The sequence below is a fragment of the Acidilobus sp. genome (genome assembly GCF_049973875.1).
Lineage (GTDB): Archaea > Thermoproteota > Thermoprotei_A > Sulfolobales > Acidilobaceae > Acidilobus.
On record NZ_JBMFJI010000017.1, the window covers coordinates 1 to 22,090 of the forward strand.

Below are 22,090 nucleotides of genomic sequence, written 5' to 3' on the forward strand. Positions count from 1 at the left end.
TTCCACTAAGTTGTTTTGCATCATGCAGCCTCTCCCACTTCCTTTTGTTAGGATCCGCAAGCTACATTAATAAGGATGAGGGACGCGTTCGCCCTAGGTGCGGCTCGCCTTAGTTCACGCTTTGACTGCGGGCAGCCGATGTAGCCCCCTTGATAGTTTCCCAGCTTCCTGTAGCGGCCGATGAAGCCAAGCATGCCAACATCTAGCCCAAGGCCTTCCTATAGTACACAGTATTGTACTCAATATAAGATTAATAATAATCTCAATAAAAATCTCTAGGGAAATAGCTTTAACCTTCGGATAGCATGAGCTATAAAAAGGTGAATAGACATGACAGTGCTAAACGGCTCGATAGACGACTACTGGCACGCCTACAAGAGGAACACGGGCAAGGGCGTGAAGACAATCATTAGGAAGGCCAACTCGGTGCAGACCTCGCCTAAGCTGAAGGAGTGGCAGAGGACCGTCGCCGAAGGGCGGCCCGCCACGGCCGCCAAGAGGGCGTGCCTTGAGGCTGCCAAGGTGCACCCAGAGTACCTGAGGTCCAACGGCAGGTGCAAGAAGGTGGTACTCAAGCGCTTCCTGGAATTACAGCTTAAGCAGCTCGCTGCCGCCACTGGCCACGCCAGGGGCGCGCGGCCGCCATAGTCACCAAGGAGATAAGGCCCCTTCCTGAGCAGTCGGGCCCACAGCCCTAGTAACCTAAAAATGTATGCCTTTTTCTTCCAAACAGCAAAAGCTGTAGCTGGGGCTCGCTTGAGCAACGTGCCGATAATTATTAGGCAGGGCGCCGAGCTAATCAGAGACCTGATGACAAGTGGCATCGGCGGCCTCATAGACTACTTTAACAAGTTCTGCAGCGCGGCCGCCACGCCCTCCGGCAGGCTGTGCGACGTGATGGCGAGGTTCACCATGTCCAGGCAATACCTTCAGCTGATGGGCAACATAGGCATTGAGATTAACGACATCGTGAGGTACTCCAACGAGGTCTACGGTCTCATATACGAGTCTGACTTCAACGACAGCGTGGCCGAGTCGAGGAGGCTCGCAGAGGGCCTCTCAGCGTGCTTCATGAGAACCTCTGAGATGGTGATGCGCTACGCCAACGCCCTCCTGGACGTGTTCAGGCTGTGCGGCTCGTGCGGGGGCGCCGAGGCTGGGGCTGGGCCGCTGGTGAAGCCCTTCGCTGAGGAGGAGGTCAAGGGGCCGCTGAGGTACGCCAGGGACCTTGCCAATAACCTGAGCGCGCTCGGGGAGGTTGAGCTGCTGAACAGGGCGGGCCTCACTAACGTTGATATAATGAGCGGCGACGAGGCGTGCGGCAGGGCCAACCTAATTGACGCTGGCTGGGTCAACTCCCTGATACGCAGGATGGCCAAGGTGGCCGACAGGGTAATTGACGAGCTGACCTACATATCAGAGCTGGCGAACAAAGTGGAGAGGGGGCTGGCCAGGTTCAGCGACCTCATGGCCGCAGTCAACGGGTGCCCGCACCTAAGTTAATGCGTCTCACCCTCACAGCCCTGCGCGGTGGCGCTGGTACTGCTCGAGGAGCTTGCTGGCGCTGGCACGCCTAGGCCTTGAGGCCGAGGCAGCGGCAGCTCACGTCATCTGAGCTGGATGGACACTATGTCCTCGATGACTACTGAGCGTCAGAAGTCCGCCTCAGGAATGTAATGAAGATCGAAGGACGAGCTCTGCAGTTAATTAACGTGTTATATCATATTTTTATTGTACGTTCTACGTGAAGCCCTGCAGACCCTACTCCCTTAGCGTAGCTCGCGTCGTCCCGCGCCGCCAGGAGGCCCCGCAGGGCCGCCAATGGCACAGCTCCCGATGACGCGGTTAAGGTCGAGCCCCAGTACGTCCTTGCAAGGCAGGGCCGTCGGTGGCATAGCCATGGGCGACAGGGACCGTCGCCCTCCAGCGGGGTCGCGCCCTCCGCGGGCCTGGGACGCCGCTTATGCAGCCTTGCTATGATGGCTGCCGCGGCGGCCTGCGGCGCCGCCGGCCAGGCCAACGGCGTGGCTGGGCCAAGGTCTCGCAGGGCCTACGGCCTCCCATGGTCCACATGGGACATACTTAAGGGCTGCGCAGCGTGGGACTCCATAGATTTAAATTAACTTAAATATTTTAATATGAATAAAATTATGATCTAACTTGGCCCTCCCATGTGGTCCCTGGGAGGCCCCGGCCGCGCGCTATGGTCAGGCTTAAATAGTCCCAAGTTACTGTAACTGAAAGCGGAGGTAAACCTGGCCCCACCATGTGGGGGCAAGGAGGGGCCAAGGCTCGGAATCCGTCTAATGGAATTGAAAGCTACGGCCTCTCTTGAGGAGGAGTTAAGGAGGGAGCTGGAGGAGAATCCGTCTAATGGAATTGAAAGCTCACGCCTAAGGAAGTCCGAGCCTGACGCTGCTGACAAGAATCCGTCTAATGGAATTGAAAGCTAATCTCCTTCTTTGTCTGATGGTTTCGGTTATCCCCTTGAATCCGTCTAATGGAATTGAAAGCTGGCCTCTCGTTCTTCAGTGTGGTAAGGAGCGTCTTCAGAATCCGTCTAATGGAATTGAAAGTGCGGGAAAGCGGGTCTACGTCCACGTTAAAGCGTGTGCCGAATCCGTCTAATGGAATTGAAAGTATGGGGACTCCCATGGCGAAAATTACGTAGCGTAAAAGAAAGAATCCGTCTAATGGAATTGAAAGTCAGACATACTATTAACTGTGCCCAAAATGTCTAGTGAAGAGAATCCGTCTAATGGAATTGAAAGCGCGACCTTGACAGGTCGATGCCCGTGAGCGTTATGTACGTCGGCGAATCCGTCTAATGGAATTGAAAGCTTCTGCAAGGTTAGCCTTGAGCGTGGCCTGCTCTGCGTAGCTGAATCCGTCTAATGGAATTGAAAGCTGGTGGTTGCGGTGGACGGACAGGTAACCGCAAGGACGGCGGAATCCGTCTAATGGAATTGAAAGCATTTCCTTATGTACCCAGAGGACGTAGCCGCAGCCATTATAGAATCCGTCTAATGGAATTGAAAGGAAGATAGTGAAGAATGTGACGCCGAATGGCCTCGCCTTCACAGAATCCGTCTAATGGAATTGAAAGTGGGTCGCATGACGTGGACAGAGGTGCGGGATATATAACATGTAGAATCCGTCTAATGGAATTGAAAGCTTCGGGCTGCTCGTCGGCATTGGATGGGAGATGCTGCCAGAGACGAATCCGTCTAATGGAATTGAAAGGTCTGCGTCGTTCACCACTGCGTTGGGCACGTAAACGTGAGAATCCGTCTAATGGAATTGAAAGATCACCCTGTAGCTCGTGAAGTTGAACGCGTATGCGTAGGAATCCGTCTAATGGAATTGAAAGTTCTGTTCCGTGAAAATATAGTATCTGCGTGGGCTGTATTCGGAATCCGTCTAATGGAATTGAAAGACAGTCATTACGACGCAAAAAAGTCTTAGTAATCCAAGGAATCCGTCTAATGGAATTGAAAGCGTGGTCTACCTTGTCGAGGCCATAACCGACTACTGGCTCATGAATCCGTCCAATGGAATTGAAAGTTTTAGTGTATGCCCCTAGCGATGTAGAGCTTCACCTTGAGGAATCCGTCCAATGGAATTGAAAGTTCATACCCAGCGGTAAGTATGTCGGCCTTGGCATCGGCGAATCCGTCCAATGGAATTGAAAGCGGAGTTGAGTGCAGCCCGCACAAGCGGGTTATTCCAGTGAATCCGTCCAATGGAATTGAAAGTTCTGGAAGAAGCTGCTGGAGGAGCTGGGGCTCGGTGTCGAGTGAATCCGTCCAATGGAATTGAAAGCCATAGGGGAAGAGAGCGAGGGCGAAGAGGAGGGGCAGTGAATCCGTCCAATGGAATTGAAAGGATGTAATCGAAAAAGATGAGCATAAAATGTGCTACATAGAGGTTAACCCGCAGGCGCGCCGAGTTGAAGCTAAGCGACCTCCTAAGGCCTCCTGAGGGCCTCAGCGTGGTCAAGGCCGAGCTGCTGCTGGTCCCCGCGGAGGACACCACGCTGCCCCCTATGTCCTCAAGGGTCCTCAAGAGCCTAGCCCTTAGGGAGCAGTGCCTCGGCTCCCAGCTGTCAAGGGCCGCTCTCTTCAGGCTGAGCATGTTGAGGGACCAGAGGGGCTCCCCAATATACTCCACACACTCAACAGGCAGGCCCAGGGTGGCAAGGCAGGGGGAGCCGCTGAGGGGCTACGTGTCGATCCTCACGGCCTCAGATCCATCACAGCTGCTCCAGTGCTCAGGCAGGGCGAGGCCGTTTGACGACGGCCCTCCCTTCGAGTACCAGGTGACCTCCCTGTCAGTGGCCCAGCTCGACATGCTGAGGCTCGGCCTTGGAGAAGGCCTTAACCTGAGGCTGAGCTTCCTCACGCCAACAGCAATACCGGCCATGATAATGAACCCCCCGTGGGCTAAGGCCAGGGGGAAGCCCATAGCGGGCACCAGGGGCTACAGGCTCTTCCCCGAGCCCTCCTACATAGTGGCGTACTCCGTCGGGCTCTGGCTCATGGCCGTGGGCAGGAGGAGGGAAGCCGGCTACGCCCCCTACTACCTGGGCAGGCTGGGCGACCTCAGGATGATAGAGGTGAACTACAGCGTGAGGCCCGTGACCGCCCTGGTGGGCACGGACGACAGGGGCCACATGAGGCTGATGAGGGGCTTCGTGGGGTGGGCCGAGTACGCGCTTACCTCTAAGGCCGTTGAGAGGTTCGACGGGCCGCTGGCGCTGGCCCAGGAGATGGGGATCGGGAAGCTGAGGTCCATGGGGATGGGGGAGGTGAGGGCCGAGGTCCTGCAGGCCCCTAAATTCCGTCCAGGTGGAAAGCGGTCAAATGACCAGCGCCGCTCCTGAAAAGCTTAAAGCCTTCAATGACCCTAACATCTAGGTAAGGCCATGACTGTGCTTGTCGTGACCCTCGGCTATGATGAGAAGTTCCAGCTCAGGGCCGTGAGCCGTTGGTTCGGCAGGGACCTCAGGAAGGTGGTTATAGTGGGGTCGTTCGATGACGATAAGGCCAAGAGGGCCCTGAGCTCGCTGGAGGACTACCTCGACAAGCTGGGGGTTCAGCATGAGAGGGTCGAGGTGAACCCTCACGATATGGCCGACATAGTAATCAAGGCGGGAAGGCTCTTGGCCTCCCTGGCGGGCCAGGACGTGGTGGTTAACCTCTCAGGGGGCATGAGGATACTGATCGTGGGGGTCCTCGCCGCCGTGCTGCTCAGGGAAGCCAAGGTGACTATTGAGATAGAGACTGAGGACCTCGCTCACCTTGCCACGTTCACGTCAAGCGACCTCATGCCCGTAAAGTTGACCGAGGACCACATCAAGGTACTTAACGCCATAAGGGAGGGCCATACAAGTGTCAACTCGATACACAGCTACCTCGGGATGCCCCTCTCCACGACATGGAGGAAAGTCAAGGATCTGAAGGACCAGGGGCTTGTAGTGGAGGACGATAGCGGTAAGCTTGGCCTAACTTTCAAGGCAGTTGTGGAAATAGCTCTCCATAGTTTTTCATAGGTAACGGAAATATATACACTATCATGTGAAAAACTTATTAGTCCTAAAGCGCCAGATCATAGCTGGGTGATAAAGAGAGGTGAGGTTGTACGTCTGAAAGCGTGTTAGATAAGGCCGTCGAGAGGGTGACCAACCTCCTGACGGCCGTAACTATATACACGGAGTCGCCCAAGTACGTCGATGTAATGGCCAACGCTCTCTCCAAGGAGCCTATATCCAGAACCCTTTATGACGCCCTAAGGACCGTGGAGGCGGGGCTCTCAAGTGGGGACATTAAGGTAGGGCCTTACGGGAGCGAGACTAAGTACCAGGCAATAGTAGTTATCAAAGAGGAGGGCGAAGGCACTAGCGAGAAGCCCGTTTATGGCTCTTTGCCCAGCGAGGATGATCTAAAGGTGTTTCTAGATGAGGTCGAGAAGGACATTTATGTGGCCAGGAGGGCCGCAGTCCTTGCCATGGGCAAAGTGGCTAAGATCCTCAGTGCCTCGGGCGAGGGAGGTGGTGCGAAGTGATAAGCGGCTCCTTCAGGGTTATAATAAACACGGAGGACCTTAACAGCGTTGAAAGCATAGGAAACTTAACCAAGCACAGGACGGCGCCTATAGTAGTTAAGAGTAACGTTGGTTACAGCATATACTATGTGCCAGTTATATCAGGTGAGTCGATAGCCCACGCCTATCAGTCGTTCCTGGCCGACCTAGCTAAGAAGAATGGGCTGCCCGTGGGGGTCTACTCTTCGCAGTACGAGTTCATAAAGTACGCCGACGAAGATATTGTCAAGGAGGAGAAGCTCACACCGCCCCAAGACAACTCTGACGCCAGAAGGTTTGAGGTCGACGTCATCCTCCACGACGTGGTTGCCGACGTGGGCGGGTTCCTCTACGCCGGCGAGATCCCAGTAAGGAGAACCTCGAGGGTAAAGTTCGGATATATGGTCCCTGCTGTAATTAACGGAAAAATCTTAGCCCAGCTAGAGACGCAGTTCCACGTCAGGTACTCATCTAAAGTATCGAAGGGCGAGAGCGAGGAGAGCAGGCAGAAGATATTTAATGTTGAGTTGTCATCAGCGCTGTACACTCTCTCATTCTCAATGGACGAGGACCTGATAGCTGTGCCCAGCAACCCAGGCGCCTCAGCGGCCGATAAGGAGAAGGAGCTAGAAAAACAGAGACCGAACAGGGTTAAGGCTGCAATCGAGGCTCTATACCCTGTCCTGCTAGGTAACTTCGGCGGCAAGAGGTCCAGGTTCCTTCCGCACTACTCGATAGCTTCGGGAATCGTAACTGTGACGGACTTCCCGTTCATGCCTGAGCCCGCCCAGACGGACACCTACATAGACGACACTATAGCAAGGCTTACCAAAGCTACATCGCTCTTTAACGGCAACGCTAGAGCCGTAATAATTAATCGCGAGGGCCTCAAGATAACCCAGGGAGGGGGTTCCGTTAAAATAACTACGGCCAACAGTGTGGAGGAGGTCATAGATGTGCTTCTCAATCTCATCAAAGAACCCGCCCAGTCCGGAGGGGCCGAAGGTGGAATCCATTGATATACTCCAAGGTTACCTTAAAGCTTCACTGGGGCTTTGCAGTAAGTCACCCAATCAAGGCTAGGGCCAAGCCCTCCTACCTGCTTCCTCCCCCCACTACATTGATAGGCGCTTTAAGTTACGGCGCCTTCAGGGGGCTTGACAGCGACTTTCTTGGGGAGTACGTGGGAAGCCCTGCATATAAGTTGCAGAGCAAGATTAAGGGGGCCTTCGCGAGCTTTTCCAAAGACTTCAGCGGCACCTACATAGAGGATATCGTCAGAAACGTAACTTACTATTATGAGAGGTACAAGGATCGCAGCCACTGGTACAACGTGGTTCCTACAGGCAAGGTCTACTCGCCTGGCCAGGAGATCAAAGTGGTTTACCTGGCTGACTCACTGAGCAGCGGTGAGCTTGCAAGGCTGAGCTGGTCGATAGTACGGCTTGGCTGTAAGGAGTGCCTGGTGAGCGTGAAGGATGTCGAGATAGGCGAGGCCAAGGAGGTTAAAGGTAAGATCGCCACCCCTTACTACTTCCCCGCAGACGTTAAGCTTCTGAGCAGCCCGTTGAGCGTCATCATAGTTGACTTCTGGGACTACAACGGCTACCTGTGGGGCAAGAGGGCAGGTTGGGTTAAGTACGCAATACCTAACCCTGGGTTCCCGCTCCTCAGGAACGAAGTTGAAGTCGACGCTAAACTTGCGTACCAGGTAGGTGACGAATACGTAGTGCTAAGCTGAGGTGTCGCCCAATGGGCTTCCTGACCGACGCCTATAACGACTTCCTTAAGCTTAATGGCCTCACCGAGAGGAACGGCATTATGAGGGCGCTCGAGGCTCTCGAAGATGGTAAGAGCGTCATTATAAAGGCGCCGACGGGCTACGGCAAGACGACGTTGACCAGGGTGCTTGCCAAAGCCCTAGCTGACAGCAGGAATGACCTGTACGCAAGAGTCATACACGTTCTCCCGCTAAGGTCAATAGTGCAGGACCTCTACAGGAAGCTGCTGTCTGACAAAGACAGGGGGCTCATCAGCGTTGCTGTGGCCGCTCAGGACATGGACTTCCACGATTCCCCGTTCTTCATAAAGAGGATCACGGTCACCACACTGGACACGTTTGCCCTAAACCTGTTCAAGATACCTCCAGTTGAGATGAAAAATCTCTTCAATAACTTCAAGGCTCACTACGAGCTGCCAAGGGGCATGATCTATAGCTCTATAGTAATATTTGACGAGTTTCACCTCCTTGGAGAGGAGGGAAAGCCCCTCACAGCGGCCCTTGCGGCCCTCAAGGCGCTCTCGGGGGCAGGGGTGCCCGTTGTCGTGGCCTCAGCAACTATAGATGACTCCTTAATGAAGTTGCTATACAGGGAGATTCCCAATATCAGGGACTTCGTTGTAATAGAAGACCCCAGCTTTGACGATAACAGGGAGGTGATGGTGAGGCTCATAGGTGATCCCATAGCTGACGCTGAGAAGCTTGTCAGGGAGGGAAAGAGGGTGCTAATGGTGTTTAACACGAGGAGGGATGCTGTAGATGCCTACCAACAGTTAAAGTCAAGGGGGCTTCAGCCAGTGCTTATTCACAGCAAGTTTACCAGGAGCGACAGGATGAGAAAGACGGAGAGCATACTTGATGGCAAGTCCACCAGGCTAGTAATATCAACGCAGGTAGTAGAGGCCGGCGTCGACACCAGCTTTGACGTAGTTATAACTGAGGCGGCTCCTCCGCATAATATCATTCAGAGGGCCGGCAGGGTTGCAAGATATGGGGGACGCGGGGAGCTCCATGTGTTCCCCTTCAGTGGCGCCGTTTATGACAAGGATGAGGTCGACATGGTATATAGGTCCTTGAAGGACGGCGAGCCCCTGCATGCAGAGGAGTTGCTGAAGCTAAGCACTAGGAATTATGAGGGGCTGGTTAGCTGGAATCTGTTGCACGACCTCGCGATAATAGATGAAAGTCCCTGGGCCCATGGAGGCCATGCGAAAAGGCTGTACGAGGCTCTCTGCGGCCTCACGCGTGAGACTCCGCTGGTGCCGGGCGTGGTGGATCACGGCAGTTCCTACGACGTGGTGCCGTTAACGGAGGAGGAAGCGTGCGGAGAGCTCAGGAAGACTGGGAAGTACTTTACGGCCGCAGGCGTCGTGCAGGACAAGCCTGAAGGGCTCCTTAGATACTGCAGCTACGAGAACCCTTGCCTTGAGGTAAAGTTCTTAATTTATGGAATATATGGCGTTGCAGTAAGCGATTATGATGGGGAGGTGGGGCTTAAGCTATGAAGAAGCCCTGCGCCTTCTCTGGCCAATCGCTAGTTGACCACTCAGCGTCTTCATATAAGATGGTAGCTTCCCTGCTCGCGGGATCCTACCCCCTTGTAGTTGCCAGGAGGCTTAGGCGCCACGGCATAGAGATCGAAGATCCTGCGAGAATACTTAGGGTTGCAGTAGAACTTCATGACGTGGGCAAAGCTGGGGAGCACTACCAAGGACAATTCGACGATGAGTGCAACCCGCTTCACGGTAAACAGCCTTCCTTCAAGTACCACGAGATAGGAACGGCCATATTCTTCTATTACGGGCTTGACTTAGACGAGAAGCTAAGAGTCCTCTTGGCTCTTGCAGAACTCAATCACTTGAACGCTCTGAGGGGACTCCCAGACTTTAACTTCTCGAGGCTTCCCCAGGGCTTTTCTCCTGATATGCTAAAACTTAGCAGGTATGGCAAGCAACTTCTTAATGGGCTAGGCTACAGCTACGATGTAAGAGATTACACTGCTGACGATTATGTCAGGATGATGAGGGGAATATCTTCTTACGTGAACCAGGGCTACTTAAAGCTCTACGTGCTGTTCCTCGCCCCTATAATTGTCGGGGATAACCTTGACTCCGCCTCCCGCGCCCCCGAGGAGAAGAGGAGGTTTGTTGAAATCCTGAGGAAGGAGGTGAGTGACCTGTGAGTAGCGATGTAGTAAGGGTTCCCCTTTATGGAATTTTTGGTGACAACTTCATAAGGCAGGTCGCGGTAGAGGCGGGCAACTACAGGGAGGTCCCAACGACCAGAGGGACGTTCATAGAAGTGGACAGGAACAGCCTGCTGAACGTGCTGAAGGTTGCAAGCAGCAGGGCTAAGAACATGGTTAAGGTAATACCCATGAATGGTAACGACCAGAAAACCTACGGCAATGTGCTAAAGGTTCTCGGGTTTAACCAGGCAGATCCTGCGTGGAAGGTACTGGACTCCTACGTGCCAGAGGATAATCATTTCACGAGAGGAGACTTCACCCCTATCTCATTTCTTAAGCCAGACCTCTACGAGTATGCAAGGCTCCCCGGGAGGCTGGGGAATGCCCACACAAGGAAGATAATTAATGTGCCCCCAGGCTACGTTATACTAGCAGTTGCTGGATGGGTGCTCTCACGGCTTGGCTCAGCGCAGGTAAGCGACAGAGAGTGGGTTGGCGTTCACGCCTTTAGTAATGTGAGGAGCGCGCTCCAGACACTCATAGATCATCTCATTACGAAGAGGATCCCTGGCATCAAACCCGAGACGGCCCTGTCGTTATGGCTCGCCATCAAGGCTATTGAGGCCAACGTATCAGTAGATAACCTGATTCTTGAGATCTATGTAGTATCAGACGCATTTGGCAAAAAGCCAACTGAGCTAAAAGGGGGCTTCAGCGTGGACCTTTCTAGACTTCTCTCAAGGAAGGAGCTGCTCACGCCAAACGGCAGCACTTACCTGGAGCAGCTGGCTAGCATGGCCCTTTCGATTAACTGCGGGCAAACCTGCGAGAGGGACTTTGCCATAAGGTTCACCAACTTAGTTTATGAATATGTGAACGGCTCCAGGAGGCTTGAGGACCTGCTGTACTTAGCCTACAGGGAGTACATAGTGAACATGAAGAGTAGCGACTTTTGTAAGAATAACCCTGCGCGGTGTTACGCCTACAGGTACGCTGAAGGCCTCAGGAGGAGCTCGGGGTGAGATTACATGAGTTACAGCGAGTGCGTCGAGGCCGCTATGAGGCGCTACGGCATACCTTATATCAAAGTTAAGGAGCCAGGCCACGACGCCCCGAGAGGAGAGCCCTTCTCCGCCCTGCTCGGCGAGCTCTGCAGGAGGAACCTGAAATTATGCGGGTGGTCCATGTACCTGCACCAGGAGAGGGCCCTGCAGGAGCTCATGGCGGGTAGGAGCGTTATACTTGCCTCGGAGACAGGCAGCGGCAAGACGGAGCCGGTGATAGGCTACGCCCTGAGCTCTGCTCTCAGGGACCCCCACTTTAAGGCCATATTCATATACCCTACCAAGGCGCTGACCGGGGACCAGGTCAGGAGGTTCACGGAGTACGCCAGGGAGGCGGGCCTTAGCGTGTCCTGTGAGGAACGCGGGAAGGTTAAGGTGATAAAGGGTGACGTGATAAGGTATGATAATGACGTGGCCTCCTACGTCAAAAGGTACGTGAAGCAGGCCAGGCTTCTGCTCACCAACGCGGAGGTCTTCCACATAGCCGTATACCATAGGTTTAGTAGACAGTACCCTCCCCGGGACTTCCTGATGGGCTCAAAGCTGATAGTTGTTGACGAGCTGGATTCATATGGAAACTCGAGGGCTGGGCTCCTCATTCATATGCTTAAGCTTCTTAGTGATAAGTTTAAGTTAAACCCTCAGCTGGCTATAATGAGCGCAACTATAGGGGAGTCGAAGGAGCTGGAGAGGTACCTTGGAGCCACCGTTGTAGCCGGGCAGGGCTACAGGCCCGACAATTATGTCTACGTGCTGTTGCCCCCGGGCTTTACAGGTATCTGCGCGAAGCTTGGAATTACTTGTGACACGTCCGGTCCTGAGGCCCTTAACAGCCTCAAGAATGCTATGCTCAGGGCGCTTTCAAACAGGGAGCTAATTAGCACCATCTCGACGCAGCTTGACGTCCTTAAAGGTTACGTGCCGAGGGTCCTGGCCGACATAGTCAAGTGCCACGGATCGACGTTGATATTCACTAACTCAATAGCGGAGGCCACGAGCCTGTCCAAGGAGGTGAGCAATTACGCGGGCTTTGAGGTGCCCGTGCACAACCACCTTACAGATAAGCACCGCCGCGCTGAAATAGAGGAGGGGCTCAGGACCGGCAAGCTAAGGGCAGCCTTCACGGTCAGGACGCTCCTGCAGGGCATAGATATAGGCCACATAGCCAGGGTCGTGCACGTGGGCCTGCCCCGCTTTGCCAACGTCAGGGACTTCATACAGAGGGAGGGAAGGAAGGGGAGAAGCCGGGACATGGCGAACACAGAAAGCATAATAGTGCCCACCTCCCTGGACGACCTCATAGTGTTGGCCGACCTCTACACTTGGCTCTCGCGCGGCCCCGAGAGGCTGATATTTGTGCCGGACAACGACTTCTTTAAACTTAACGACGTCGTCTTCGGGCTTGCTACGGACCCCGCGTTTGAACAGGAGCTGGGGCTAACAGATAAAGAGAAGGATCGGCTGAGGGGTAAGCTAAGCTTCTACAGCATAGAGCACGGCAAGGTAAAGAGGGTCCTGGTGACGTGGGAGGGAGGCGCTCCCCAGTGCAAGGACGTTGATGAGGGCACAAGCTGGAGCGACTTCATAAACTACTTCCAGCCCGGCGCCTTCGACAGCAGCACGGACTCGCTGGTGGTCTGGTATGATAGTAAAAGTCGCGTCATATTTGAGGTCCCTGTGAAAGTTAGGGACTTAAGGGAGGCCATCAGGACGAGCAGGGACTCGCAGATAAGTTGCGGCGATAAGTCCTTCTACATGCCGTTGTTCTTGAAGCGCGCCATAGAGGGGTACTACAGCATGTGCTCAAAACTTAATTGGAAGGGCAGTTGCGACCTGGAGGACCTTGTAAAAGATTACTACAGCGGCAAGCTGTGGTCAAAGATCCTTGTGGACCTGGCGTTCACCAGCGAGGGCTTCGTCAGGGGCAGGGTGGTCCCCCGCTACGTTGCGTGGTTCCTGGAGTCAAGGGACAGGGCGCCGGTGATGCTTGAGGACGGCAGCGTAATACACGTATTTAAGATAGGCGTAAAGATATTTGACCCGTACTACTATGGCAGGCCCAACCAGGAGCTCTTCACGTACGCGTACGCCGTGGACCTGGAGCCTAGGGACTCGGCCTACGTTGACATGGCCATGGCGTTCATACAGGCGGTCCTCAGGAAGTCCTTTGGCGTGAGCCTCTCGCTCATAAACTACAGCTACTCGCAGGGCCTGTTAAAGGTCTGGGAGAGCGAGCCGGTGGGCCTCCTCAAGAAGCTCAGGGCGGGCGAGAAGGTCCTGGTGGGAGACAGGGAGCTGAGCTGCGAGTCGCTCCTCAGCGAGGTGAAGAACGCCGACGTTGAGCACGATGAGTACATGAAGTTCCTCCTGAGGTACCTTGACCCGTTTGACTTCGGCAGGGACGAGGTCCTGAGGAACTTGAAGGAAGTTAAAGACGTCGCCGAAAGGTTCGTTTACTACATTTGTAACGTGATACCGGCTGTAGTGGAAAACAACATTATCTTGGTCCCTAGGGAGTGGCCGCCGCGGCTCACAGTAATAGATTACTTTAACGGCAAGTACATAATTTCGGGGAGAGGCCAAGTAGCGACAGCGGACGACGTCGAAAGCGCTCTCTGGACAGCCCTCAAGATCGCTTTCCCGAACAGCTTAGATCCCTTCAGCGGCAGCGTCAGGATAATATACTACGGCCCGTCGGATGAAAACCTTATGAGAATGATAATATTAAATTATCCGCTAAATGTGATCTTTATTGATCTGGCGAGGGCGCTGAAGCGCCTGGCCTCCGGGGACCCGAGGCCTTTTATGTTGTCTGGCATAAGGAGGAAGGTCTTCGGCATGGACGACCTGACGGAGCTGGAGCTTAAAGTTAACTCCGAAACCCTCCTCAACGGAAAGGCTGACGACAAAGTCCTTAGAGAGGTCGGGCTCAAGAGGGCCGAGACCATAGCGTGGCTTTACAACCTCTACACCAAGCTCTCCTCCCAGAATAGAGGTTGAGCCCTCGCCTTCCTTTCAATTTCATTGACGATTCCGGGCCCTGGCCCACCTCCCCCAGCTCCTTCCTTACCTCGTCGGCGGGCCTCCTCCACGGCTCGCCTATGATCTCTGTCACCTTCTCCCTAAGCTCCTCTGCCCTCGATGGGGCCCTGGCCTCCACGTACTCCCTTCTTGGTCTGCGGCATCAGGAAAACAATGTCGTACCTCATAGCGAACGGGCACGGCTCCTTATGACGTCGTCTGTTGTCCCCTCAGAGAGCGCGTGAACTAAGAAGGCCATGGCCAGCAGGCTCTCGCGGTCGCGGCGCTCCGCTATTTTATCCACGCACGCCGCCGCACGAGAGCACGTGATCGCCTTAACCAGGGTTGAGAGCTCGTCTGACGGCGCGTTGGCGTACTGGGCCACGGGCTTTATCACGTAGAACGCGTCCTTGCCATCGATCAGCTGGTTCCGTAAGTAGACAGAGGCGGCCGCCAGCACAATGTATGACGGCTTGACCTTGATACCTCTCCCGAGGACGCTTCATCAAAGGCCAAGGCGAGCCTCATCAGGTCGCCGAGCCTGCTAGACGCCGCCAGGGATCTGTAGCCGTCGGCCACGGCCGCCAAGTAGCCCTTGACCGGGCTGAACACCACGTTAAGCACGTACTCCGGGACCGACGCAGGCCACGTGTAACTTCGCCCCTGCCGCGGGCGGCCGGGCGCACTTTGCAGCCTCTGGAGGCTGTGCACCTCCTCTTCCCTGGGCCAGAGCGTGAGAAACAACGTCAAGGCAATAGCTGGTGCTCACAAAGCAGTTCATGGAGAACGGCAGCTACGATGCCGTTAAGTCGGTCTACGAGAGGTGGAGGAGCCTAGGCGGGTTCTCAGCACCTGTCAGCCGCCCAGTCAGTTGGGAACGCTGTAGCCGCGCAGGACGGCAGGACGTTTACAACGGCCTGGACCAGCTTGGCTAAAACGTGGCGCGACATGGAGTAGATTTATATTGTATTACCACAGACACACAATTGATGTGGTGCTGCGACTGTGGGCAGCGCGTTATTGGTCCTCGCGTATGCTGTGACGCCCGTCCACGTCGGCTCTGGCAGGTCCCCGGGCTTCGTTGACCTGCCATTTCAGAGGGACTCGCTGGGCTACCCAGTCATACTGGGCTCCTCATTCAAGGGCGCCCTGAGGTTTCACCTGACGCCGCCAGACGGCAAGTCCAACAACAAGGGCGACGGGGGAGGTAACAGTAAGAACGATGAGCTCGTTAAGCTCGTTAGGTGCGCCTTCGGGCCGGACATAGACGAGAGCGGGGCGAAGTTCATGGGAAAGCTCGTGCCCACTGACCTAGTGCCGTTCCTCTACCCGGCCCCGAGCCTCTCCGAGGGCTACATATACGTGACCACGAAGTACCTCCTCAGCAGGGCTTACGACATCCTGTTAACCGTAGGAGCCAGCCCCCCTAAAACCTCAGGCGCCGGCGGCGCCGTGACCGTGGGGCTGAGGGAGGTCCCTTACGCCTACACAGTAAACGTGAGCGAGGTCCTCGGCGGCGTCAGCACAAGGTCGCTGGGGTACCTGCTAAGGGACAGGGCCTACGTCTTTGACGATGACGTGGGGCTGCAGGTTATAGAGTCGTCGCTGGTAAGGGTTACCAGGAACGCCCTTGATGATAAGACGAAGACCGTCAAGGAGGGGGCCCTGTGGACGGAGGAGTACGTGCCCCAGGGCACGGTTATGATTGGCGCGCTGCTGGACTCCATGAGGAACAACGACGAGTGCAAGGGCATAGACGTGATGAAGGAGCTCAACGACAGGCTTAACAACGCCTCGCTCTTCATAGGGGGCAAGGAGACCGTTGGCAAAGGGCTCGTGAAGCTGCTCACAGTTAACCCAGCCGGCGCCCGGGGTGGGCCGCATTGAGCGACTTCGTGAGCTTCGCGGCCGACGTCGGCACCAAGCTGGTGGCCGCCGGCTGCCAGGGCGGCGGGGACTCGAAGTCAAAGCCCGGCATAGTCAGGAGGGCCGTGGACTTCCCGTCTCTCATGGTGGGCCTGGGCTTCCAGCCGGCCTTCACGTTCTACCTGTCTAAGATAGAGAGGTTTTCCGCCGTGAGCGGCATCTACAGCTACCTGACGGGCAAGGCAGGGCTCGATGGGAGGGTCAAGGCGGAGCTCTGTGAAGAGCTGGAGAGAAGCGAGGGCGCCGGGTACGCCGGCTACGTTGCAATAGTCCTCTACGCGCTCAACAAGGTGGGCGAGAGCGTGAGCGTCGGCGGCGCTGAGGAGGACATTTACAAGTCGCTGCTGGGGATAGCCTCAAAGGAGCTCACGCTGGCGAAGGAGAGGCTGCTCTCAGAGTACCTCCTGGAGGTCAAGAAGGTGCTGGAGGCGATGCCCCTGTGAGCTTCGACGAGTCCCTTGTTAAGGAGGCCAGGTCGGAGGCGCTTGATCTGTTTGAGAAGAGGAGGCTGGTGGCGAGGCTCAGGCTGACCCCCACGACGCCCTGGTGGGGAGGCGACTACAGCGTCAAAACGTCGCAGAACGTGGATGAGGACGAAATCAATGGGAGGCTCAGGTGGTTTCTCAGGACAGTTTATAACAGGTTCTGCGCGAGGGACCTCAGCGACTACTCCGAGGCCGAGAGGTTCGTAGGCAGCTTCCTTGGCTCCACCGGAAGTGCCTCGAAGTACGTCTTTAGAGCAAACACGCTCGGGCCAGGCGAGGGGCTGCTTGGGCAGCTCCGGCGGCTCCCCAGGGTAAGGCTGACGATGCGGTCAAGGGGCAACCTCGGGCTTTCAGAGGAGGACCTGTTACCCTTGAACCTCAGGGGCCTGGAGCTCAGCATATACAGGACGCGGGCTGACGAGGATCCCAAGTATGATGACCTGGTGGTTGGAGGGTCCCTGATAACCCTGGCCTTCCTGGGCGTGGGCAGGGGCGCGAACAGGGGCTTCGGCAGGTTCACCCCCTCGGAGTGCCCAGCCGCAGGCTCCCAGTTCATCAGGGAGCTCTGCACGTACATAAGGGACAGCAAGGTAACGGAGTCGTTCAGGCTGTACTACGACAAGTTTAAGGAGGTCACTGGCTGTGGCTCCGTGAACTCGTGGGAGAAGTCAGCGGTACCCCTTGCCCCACTTGTCGATGGCAAAGGCCCTGACGTGATCAGGGCGATCCCCAACTGCACGGCCAGGGACAGCTATGAGGCGCTGAGAGCGCTTCAGGAAGCCTTCCTTAAGGCCAACCTAAGGTGGGTCATGGCAGGACGGGGCGCGCGGATCCCCAGCGCGGAGGTCCACAGCTGGCTCCTGGGGCTGCCGAGGCAGGTAAAGAACACTGGCTACTTCCTGGTCGGCGAGGAGTCAGAGGAGGCAGGACGCAGGCAGTCCATGCTCGTGGCGTCGCCCGTAAGGGTTAACAATGGCTACAGGCTGTACCTCCTGCCGTTCCTTTCCCTTAAGGACCACGCGCGGATCTACAACATGCTGGAGCACCGCGGCGGCTCAGGGGAAGTGACTAGGGTGAGCGACCTGATCAAAGATGAGGAGGACCTCAAAAACGTCATCAGCGAAATCGTAGATGCCGTGGCTAAGGCGGCTGAGAGGAGGTGTCGGGCCCAACATGTGACGACGAGGTGACCCCCATGGCTGTGACCTCGCAGGTAGGTAACAGGCTGCTCGGCGCACTCATGAGGTACCAGCAGGAGATGCTTAAGGGCAGCCCCAGGGAGGACGCCAAGTCGAGGTCCCTCCAGGACCTCATGAAGTCCACCTGGGACCTGTCCCGCGTGAGGGGGTACGTAAACGAGGTCAGGCAATCGCTCATCAGCTCCGGCATGGACTTCATCTCGCTGAAGCTCACCACCAGGAGGAAGTTCATGGGCGGGTGGAGCCCCATCTACTTCATAACCGAGGTCCCGCTGGCCTGGGACCTCATACTTGAAGTCCCCTACATACCGGGGTCACAGGCGAAGGGCGTTGTGAGGGACGCCTTCCTTGAGGTCTCGGGCGATGATAAAATGGTGGACTGCGTCTTCGGCAGCAGGGAGGCCGAGGGCAAGGCGACGTTCACAGACTTCTACCCGGTGGCCTCGCAGGGAGGGCTGCTCGCATATGACATAATAAACCCGCACTACAGCCCCCGGAGGAGGCCGTTCGACGAGTATAACGCCAACCCCGTCCCGGTTAAGTTTGTGGCCGTCAACTCGGGCGTCACCTTTGAAGGCTTTGTTGTTTTTAGGAGAGGGGAGCTTGAGTCCTGCGGCCAGGACTCTTTCAAGCTCCTCCTTCAGGCGCTCTTTTACTCCTCCATGTCCGGGTGGGGCAGGAGGGCCACGAAGGGGTATGGGGAGCTTGACCTTCAGGTGGAGCTTGGGGAGGTGAAGAGCGGTGCAGGCAGGTGACCTGTTGGATCTGAAGCTCATGGCATACTTCCACGACCCGCCGTGGAAGGCTTGGGTAGTCTCCAAGAGCCCTTCCACCCCGCTGCTCAGCGACAAGGGCGGCCACGAGGATGACTCCAAGGAGCTGCTCTCAATGATGGGCGTCCCCGTCCAGGGCAACTTCCCGCCGATAGAAGTGAGCATGGCGGACCGACTGGTGTCTTCCTTCGACAGGTGGGTAGCATCGTTGCTATCGTTACTACTGAAGGACAGGAACGTGACGGTTCCGGTCGAAATCAAGAAGAACCTCTTCGCGCCGTGGTATAAAGTCGACGTACGGAACTTCATAGATAAGGACTCCGTCAGAAATTATGCTGAGAAGCTCTCAAGCCTAGTCAAAAAGGCCGAGAAGAACCTGAGGTATCACGTGGCCTACTACCTAGCCCCGCTCCTGTGGTATGAGCACTTCCCCTGCACACCGGGCGAGCCCTGCGCAGTTCCGGTGGCCGACACGAGGGCCCCAACTCATACTATATTCGACCACGCCACCGCCACGGCTGCCATGCTTAACATACTGAGGTGCAACAATAATGTGCCCGAGTTCTACGGCTCCGTGGCGATGATAGACTTCCCCTCGATCCAGGAGTTCATATCGTTCAGCAGGAAGACGAGCGACCTCTGGGCCTCAAGCTGGCTCACATCGCTCCTGCTGTGGAAGTCAGTTGAGCCCTTCGTGGAGAGATACGGCCCTGACGTGGTCCTCAGGCCTGAGCTCAGCCTCAACCACTTCTTCATATCGTGGCTTGCCAACAAGGTCAAGGATCGTGACCTGAAGGAAATGATTATTGAGCTCGGGAAGAAGTATGCGGGGCTTCAGGACGACGGTCCCATGACTTCAATGATGGGCGACAAGGTCGTTTTGCTGCTTCCGGAGCCTCCCGACGATGTTAAAAAAGAGCTGCAGGATAATTTCAATAAAGCCTGGAATCTGGTAGCCTCGGAGGCGTTTAAGGACGCCGGCATTGAGGGCCTCCTGAATGGCGACCTCAGAGACTACCTGGAGAGGGCAAAGAAGACGCCACCTGTGAGACCAAGGATAGTTGCCGTGGACTTGAAGGAGGCTTTTGGCAAGTACTACAACGCCATCAAGGGACTTGTTAAGGAGAAGCTCAGCTGCAGCGGATGGGTGTCCGTAGAGTACTCGCTGTTCTTCGAGTACCTTCTAAGCCGCGTTAACAGCGAGGAGTCTAAGATAAAGGTTAAGTACACGTATGGGGTAGGCCTAGCAGATGCCGTAGCTACCGTGACCAGCTCAGGGGACTACCAGCTGTGCACCATGTGCGGCCTGCTCCCAGCGGTCGTGAGCTACGTCTCGCAGCTGACGGGGGCCGGGTTCAGGAAGCTCAGGGACGTGAAAAAAGGGGAGGAAGAGGAGGACAAGCTGTGCCCGTACTGCGCCTTGAAGAGGTCCCTCAACAACGGCGACGTCGTCACCAACGTCCTCAAAGCCGCAGGGCTTCTGCCTGAGGGCACGGGCAGGCGCGAGTTCCCATCGACGTCTGAGATAGCCATGAAGGACCTGGACAGACTCCTCAGGCCCTACATCGGGGATAAGAACATCAAGGGCCCCTACCTGGCGGAGCTCTACGAGAAGTGTTATGGCGGCTCCAGCGAAGCCTGCGACACGGTGTATAATCTCGTTAAGGACAGGGCCGGTAATAACATAAAGGACGAGAAGGCGCTCAAGGACTTCATAAAGAAGCATGGGGACACCTACTTTGCAATAATTAAGGCCGACGGGGACTTCATGGGGAAGGGCTACTGGAGAGGGCTCCTCCGGAACAGCGACGGCAAATGTACCTCGCTTGAGGGGTACATAAGGGCTGCGGTGACTATCCCGATGCCAGACTCGGACAAGGAGTTGTTGGACGTACTGTCATATGAGGTCAAGAGTATAACAGACGTCAGGGAGGCTCTGGCCAACAGCGACGAAGATTATAAGAAGCTCATCGAGGGGGTGGAGGAGACTCTGAAGCGCGAGCCGCCCTGCACGTATAGCGCCTCAGGAGGCGGGGACCTTGCAGTAAGCAACTATATGATACCTATAACGCCAGCCTACGCCTATACACTCTCAAGGGCCCTGACGGCGCAGGCAGCGCTAGACATAAAGGCGCTCAATGAGGCTGAGGCCAGCGCCGTCTACGTAGGAGGTGACGACCTTCTCGCCTTCTCACCGATCAGGTTTAACGGCAGGTTGGTGCCGCTCGACGTTGTTGAGAGCACGAGGAAGACCTACTGGGGCTTCTCAGAAAACTCCATAAAGGGCTTCAAGTGCCTGGGCGGAGGGAATAACTGCATGCCGGTGGATGCCATGGCCAACTACGGCAGGAGCTACGTGGTCTTACTGGCGCACTACAAGGACCCGCTGCCGATGTCCTTCAACACGGCCAGCGAGATGCTCGAGGAGAAGGACCACGTCAAAGACAAGGACGTGCTCTTCATCTACTCCGGCAGGGGGGTTGCGAGCAGCCTGCAGTGGCTCGTGTCGACGCTTAAGCTCAGTGACAAGGGCGAGCTGGACCTGCAGCCCCTTAATGCCGTGAGGGACATATATAACGCGATTAGCAGCAAGAGGGTCAGCACTAGCTTCATCTACGACTACTTCAGCATCAGGAACTACATGGAGCTCGCCGTTAACAACGGCCCAGCTAAGGAGGCCTACAGGGCGCTGGCGCTGGAGGTGGCTGAGAGGAACAAGGCCGGCAAGTCTGACATAAGCGCCGTGAAGGACTACGTGGCTCGGCTGGCCTCGGTGCCCTCGTGCGAGTCCACGAAGAATGACAGCTTCGCCTGCAAGGGGGACAGGCTGTATAACGTGGCGCTCGCGGTGAATCACCTGAGGTGATGCGGTATGACTTACCTGCTCATAAGGCCCCTGGCGCCCGCGGTCTTCAGGTGGGGAGGCCTCAGCTCCGTCCTCCTGAGCGGCAGCATGTACCAGGGCTACTTCGAGGCCATGCCGCTGCCGTCGACCATCTACGGCTTCCTTAAGCTGGCCTACATAGTCAATGGCCTCGGCGACGACGCGCCCCACTTCAGGGGCCCGATGTTCTACGCCGAGGGCAGCGGGGAGTCCTACCTCTGCGCCTACTCGTTCACCAAGAAGGGCAGGGCCATGCTGTGCTCAGTTAAGGGCTCCGACGGGTCGCAGGCCGGGAAGGGGCAGCGCCTGAGGCTGTTCGGGATAGAGGACAGGCACTACTTAAAGAAGATAGGCATAGCGCTGGACAAGGGCGTCAAGGCTACCAAGGAGGGCTACATATACATGGAGAAGGACGTGGACCTCGGCGTCATAGCCAGGGACATGCTCGGCGGGAGCCTGACCAGATACGGCATACTGGTGGAAGTTTACGACGACAAGGCCTCAGAGCTCAACAACTACATCGGAGCCTTCGGGGGCGAGTCCAGGCCCGCGAGGGTGGAGGTCGTAGACGACATAAAGGTAAAGGAGGGCGCCCTCGGCTTAGGGAGAGTCCTGATATCCCCAGCCATAGTTGACAGCGCTGACGACAACAAAATAAGGTGGGGCGGCAGCTCGGCAGGGGTGACACC

At 56.1% G+C, this 22,090-nt stretch carries 19 protein-coding genes and 1 CRISPR repeat array; of the genes, 18 read left to right on the forward strand and 1 reads right to left on the reverse strand.

The features are described 5' to 3' along the window. Window positions 1-330 precede the first annotated feature (330 nt). From ACP5H1_RS06305 to ACP5H1_RS06360, 12 genes are all read left to right on the forward strand, one after another. Window positions 331-648, forward strand: a complete 318-nt coding sequence (locus ACP5H1_RS06305; protein WP_427973078.1) for a hypothetical protein — start codon at window positions 331-333, stop codon at window positions 646-648. A gap of 108 nt (window positions 649-756) precedes the next feature. Next, the gene (locus ACP5H1_RS06310) at window positions 757-1,503 is read left to right on the forward strand and encodes a hypothetical protein (protein WP_427973080.1); all 747 of its coding nucleotides are present in this window, start codon (window positions 757-759) and stop codon (window positions 1,501-1,503) included. 473 nt (window positions 1,504-1,976) lie between these two features. Beyond that, window positions 1,977-2,123, forward strand: a complete 147-nt coding sequence (locus ACP5H1_RS06315; protein ID WP_427973082.1) for a hypothetical protein — start codon at window positions 1,977-1,979, stop codon at window positions 2,121-2,123. Between the two features lie 172 nt (window positions 2,124-2,295). Next, window positions 2,296-3,885: direct repeats of the CRISPR family, unit length 24 nt; unit sequence GAATCCGTCTAATGGAATTGAAAG. Between the two features lie 64 nt (window positions 3,886-3,949). Then, a complete protein-coding gene (cas6, locus tag ACP5H1_RS06320) occupies window positions 3,950-4,882 on the forward strand; it encodes a CRISPR system precrRNA processing endoribonuclease RAMP protein Cas6 (RefSeq protein WP_427973084.1) in 933 nt (310 codons plus the stop codon). Window positions 4,883-4,924: 42 nt separating this feature from the next. Beyond that, complete coding sequence (gene csa3, locus ACP5H1_RS06325; protein WP_427973086.1) at window positions 4,925-5,551, forward strand: CRISPR-associated CARF protein Csa3; 627 nt, start codon at window positions 4,925-4,927, stop codon at window positions 5,549-5,551. 101 nt (window positions 5,552-5,652) lie between these two features. Further along, complete coding sequence (gene csa5, locus ACP5H1_RS06330; RefSeq protein ID WP_427973089.1) at window positions 5,653-6,063, forward strand: type I-A CRISPR-associated protein Csa5; 411 nt, start codon at window positions 5,653-5,655, stop codon at window positions 6,061-6,063. Then, window positions 6,060-7,100 (forward strand): type I-A CRISPR-associated protein Cas7/Csa2, encoded by a 1,041-nt coding sequence (gene cas7a, locus ACP5H1_RS06335; protein ID WP_427973092.1) that lies wholly within the window; start codon window positions 6,060-6,062, stop codon window positions 7,098-7,100. The genes csa5 and cas7a overlap by 4 nt, the downstream gene beginning before the upstream one ends. Then, window positions 7,097-7,822, forward strand: coding sequence for a type I-A CRISPR-associated protein Cas5a (gene cas5a / locus ACP5H1_RS06340; RefSeq protein ID WP_427973097.1), 726 nt, complete (start codon window positions 7,097-7,099; stop codon window positions 7,820-7,822). Before cas7a ends, cas5a begins: the two co-directional genes overlap by 4 nt. 11 nt (window positions 7,823-7,833) lie before the next feature. Further along, the gene (gene cas3, locus ACP5H1_RS06345; protein WP_427973100.1) at window positions 7,834-9,366 is read left to right on the forward strand and encodes a CRISPR-associated helicase Cas3'; all 1,533 of its coding nucleotides are present in this window, start codon (window positions 7,834-7,836) and stop codon (window positions 9,364-9,366) included. Further along, entirely contained in the window at window positions 9,363-10,043 is a 681-nt protein-coding gene (locus tag ACP5H1_RS06350) for an HD domain-containing protein (protein ID WP_427973103.1), read from the forward strand. Before cas3 ends, ACP5H1_RS06350 begins: the two co-directional genes overlap by 4 nt. Continuing rightward, window positions 10,040-11,071: a type I-A CRISPR-associated protein CsaX gene (gene csaX / locus ACP5H1_RS06355; RefSeq protein WP_427973106.1), complete on the forward strand. Its 1,032-nt coding sequence runs from the start codon at window positions 10,040-10,042 to the stop codon at window positions 11,069-11,071. Before ACP5H1_RS06350 ends, csaX begins: the two co-directional genes overlap by 4 nt. 6 nt (window positions 11,072-11,077) lie before the next feature. Next, entirely contained in the window at window positions 11,078-14,113 is a 3,036-nt protein-coding gene (locus tag ACP5H1_RS06360; protein WP_427973108.1) for a DEAD/DEAH box helicase, read from the forward strand. A gap of 205 nt (window positions 14,114-14,318) precedes the next feature. On the opposite strand, the gene ACP5H1_RS06365 is transcribed toward ACP5H1_RS06360, so the two are convergent. Next, window positions 14,319-14,594: a hypothetical protein gene (locus ACP5H1_RS06365; protein WP_427973111.1), complete on the reverse strand. Its 276-nt coding sequence runs from the start codon at window positions 14,592-14,594 to the stop codon at window positions 14,319-14,321. A gap of 545 nt (window positions 14,595-15,139) precedes the next feature. On the opposite strand from ACP5H1_RS06365, the gene cmr4 reads away from it, so the two are divergent. The 6 genes from cmr4 to ACP5H1_RS06395 form a co-directional block, all read left to right on the forward strand. Then, a complete protein-coding gene (gene cmr4 / locus ACP5H1_RS06370) occupies window positions 15,140-16,021 on the forward strand; it encodes a type III-B CRISPR module RAMP protein Cmr4 (RefSeq protein ID WP_427973113.1) in 882 nt (293 codons plus the stop codon). Beyond that, window positions 16,018-16,503 carry a type III-B CRISPR module-associated protein Cmr5 gene (locus ACP5H1_RS06375; RefSeq protein ID WP_427973116.1) on the forward strand — a complete coding sequence of 162 codons (486 nt, stop codon included), beginning with the start codon at window positions 16,018-16,020 and terminating at the stop codon, window positions 16,501-16,503. Before cmr4 ends, ACP5H1_RS06375 begins: the two co-directional genes overlap by 4 nt. Beyond that, window positions 16,500-17,735: a type III-B CRISPR module RAMP protein Cmr1 gene (cmr1, locus tag ACP5H1_RS06380; RefSeq protein WP_427973118.1), complete on the forward strand. Its 1,236-nt coding sequence runs from the start codon at window positions 16,500-16,502 to the stop codon at window positions 17,733-17,735. Before ACP5H1_RS06375 ends, cmr1 begins: the two co-directional genes overlap by 4 nt. After that, window positions 17,705-18,499 (forward strand): type III-B CRISPR module RAMP protein Cmr6, encoded by a 795-nt coding sequence (gene cmr6, locus ACP5H1_RS06385; protein WP_427973121.1) that lies wholly within the window; start codon window positions 17,705-17,707, stop codon window positions 18,497-18,499. Before cmr1 ends, cmr6 begins: the two co-directional genes overlap by 31 nt. Next, window positions 18,486-21,383, forward strand: a complete 2,898-nt coding sequence (cas10, locus tag ACP5H1_RS06390) for a type III-B CRISPR-associated protein Cas10/Cmr2 (RefSeq protein ID WP_427973124.1) — start codon at window positions 18,486-18,488, stop codon at window positions 21,381-21,383. The genes cmr6 and cas10 overlap by 14 nt, the downstream gene beginning before the upstream one ends. A 6-nt stretch (window positions 21,384-21,389) precedes the next feature. Continuing rightward, the coding region (locus tag ACP5H1_RS06395) for a type III-B CRISPR module-associated Cmr3 family protein (RefSeq protein WP_427973127.1) at window positions 21,390-22,090 on the forward strand (701 nt) is incomplete at its 3' end.

Excerpts from the sequence above, each read along its gene's own strand:
- ACP5H1_RS06350 (WP_427973103.1), top strand. The coding sequence starts at position 9,363 with ATGAAGAAGCCCTGCGCCTTCTCTGGCCAATCGCTAGTTGACCACTCA.
- ACP5H1_RS06305 (WP_427973078.1), top strand. The coding sequence starts at position 331 with ATGACAGTGCTAAACGGCTCGATAGACGACTACTGGCACGCCTACAAG.
- ACP5H1_RS06360 (WP_427973108.1), top strand. The coding sequence starts at position 11,078 with ATGAGTTACAGCGAGTGCGTCGAGGCCGCTATGAGGCGCTACGGCATA.
- ACP5H1_RS06315 (WP_427973082.1), top strand. The coding sequence starts at position 1,977 with ATGATGGCTGCCGCGGCGGCCTGCGGCGCCGCCGGCCAGGCCAACGGC.
- cas3 (WP_427973100.1), top strand. The coding sequence starts at position 7,834 with ATGGGCTTCCTGACCGACGCCTATAACGACTTCCTTAAGCTTAATGGC.
- csa3 (WP_427973086.1), top strand. The coding sequence starts at position 4,925 with ATGACTGTGCTTGTCGTGACCCTCGGCTATGATGAGAAGTTCCAGCTC.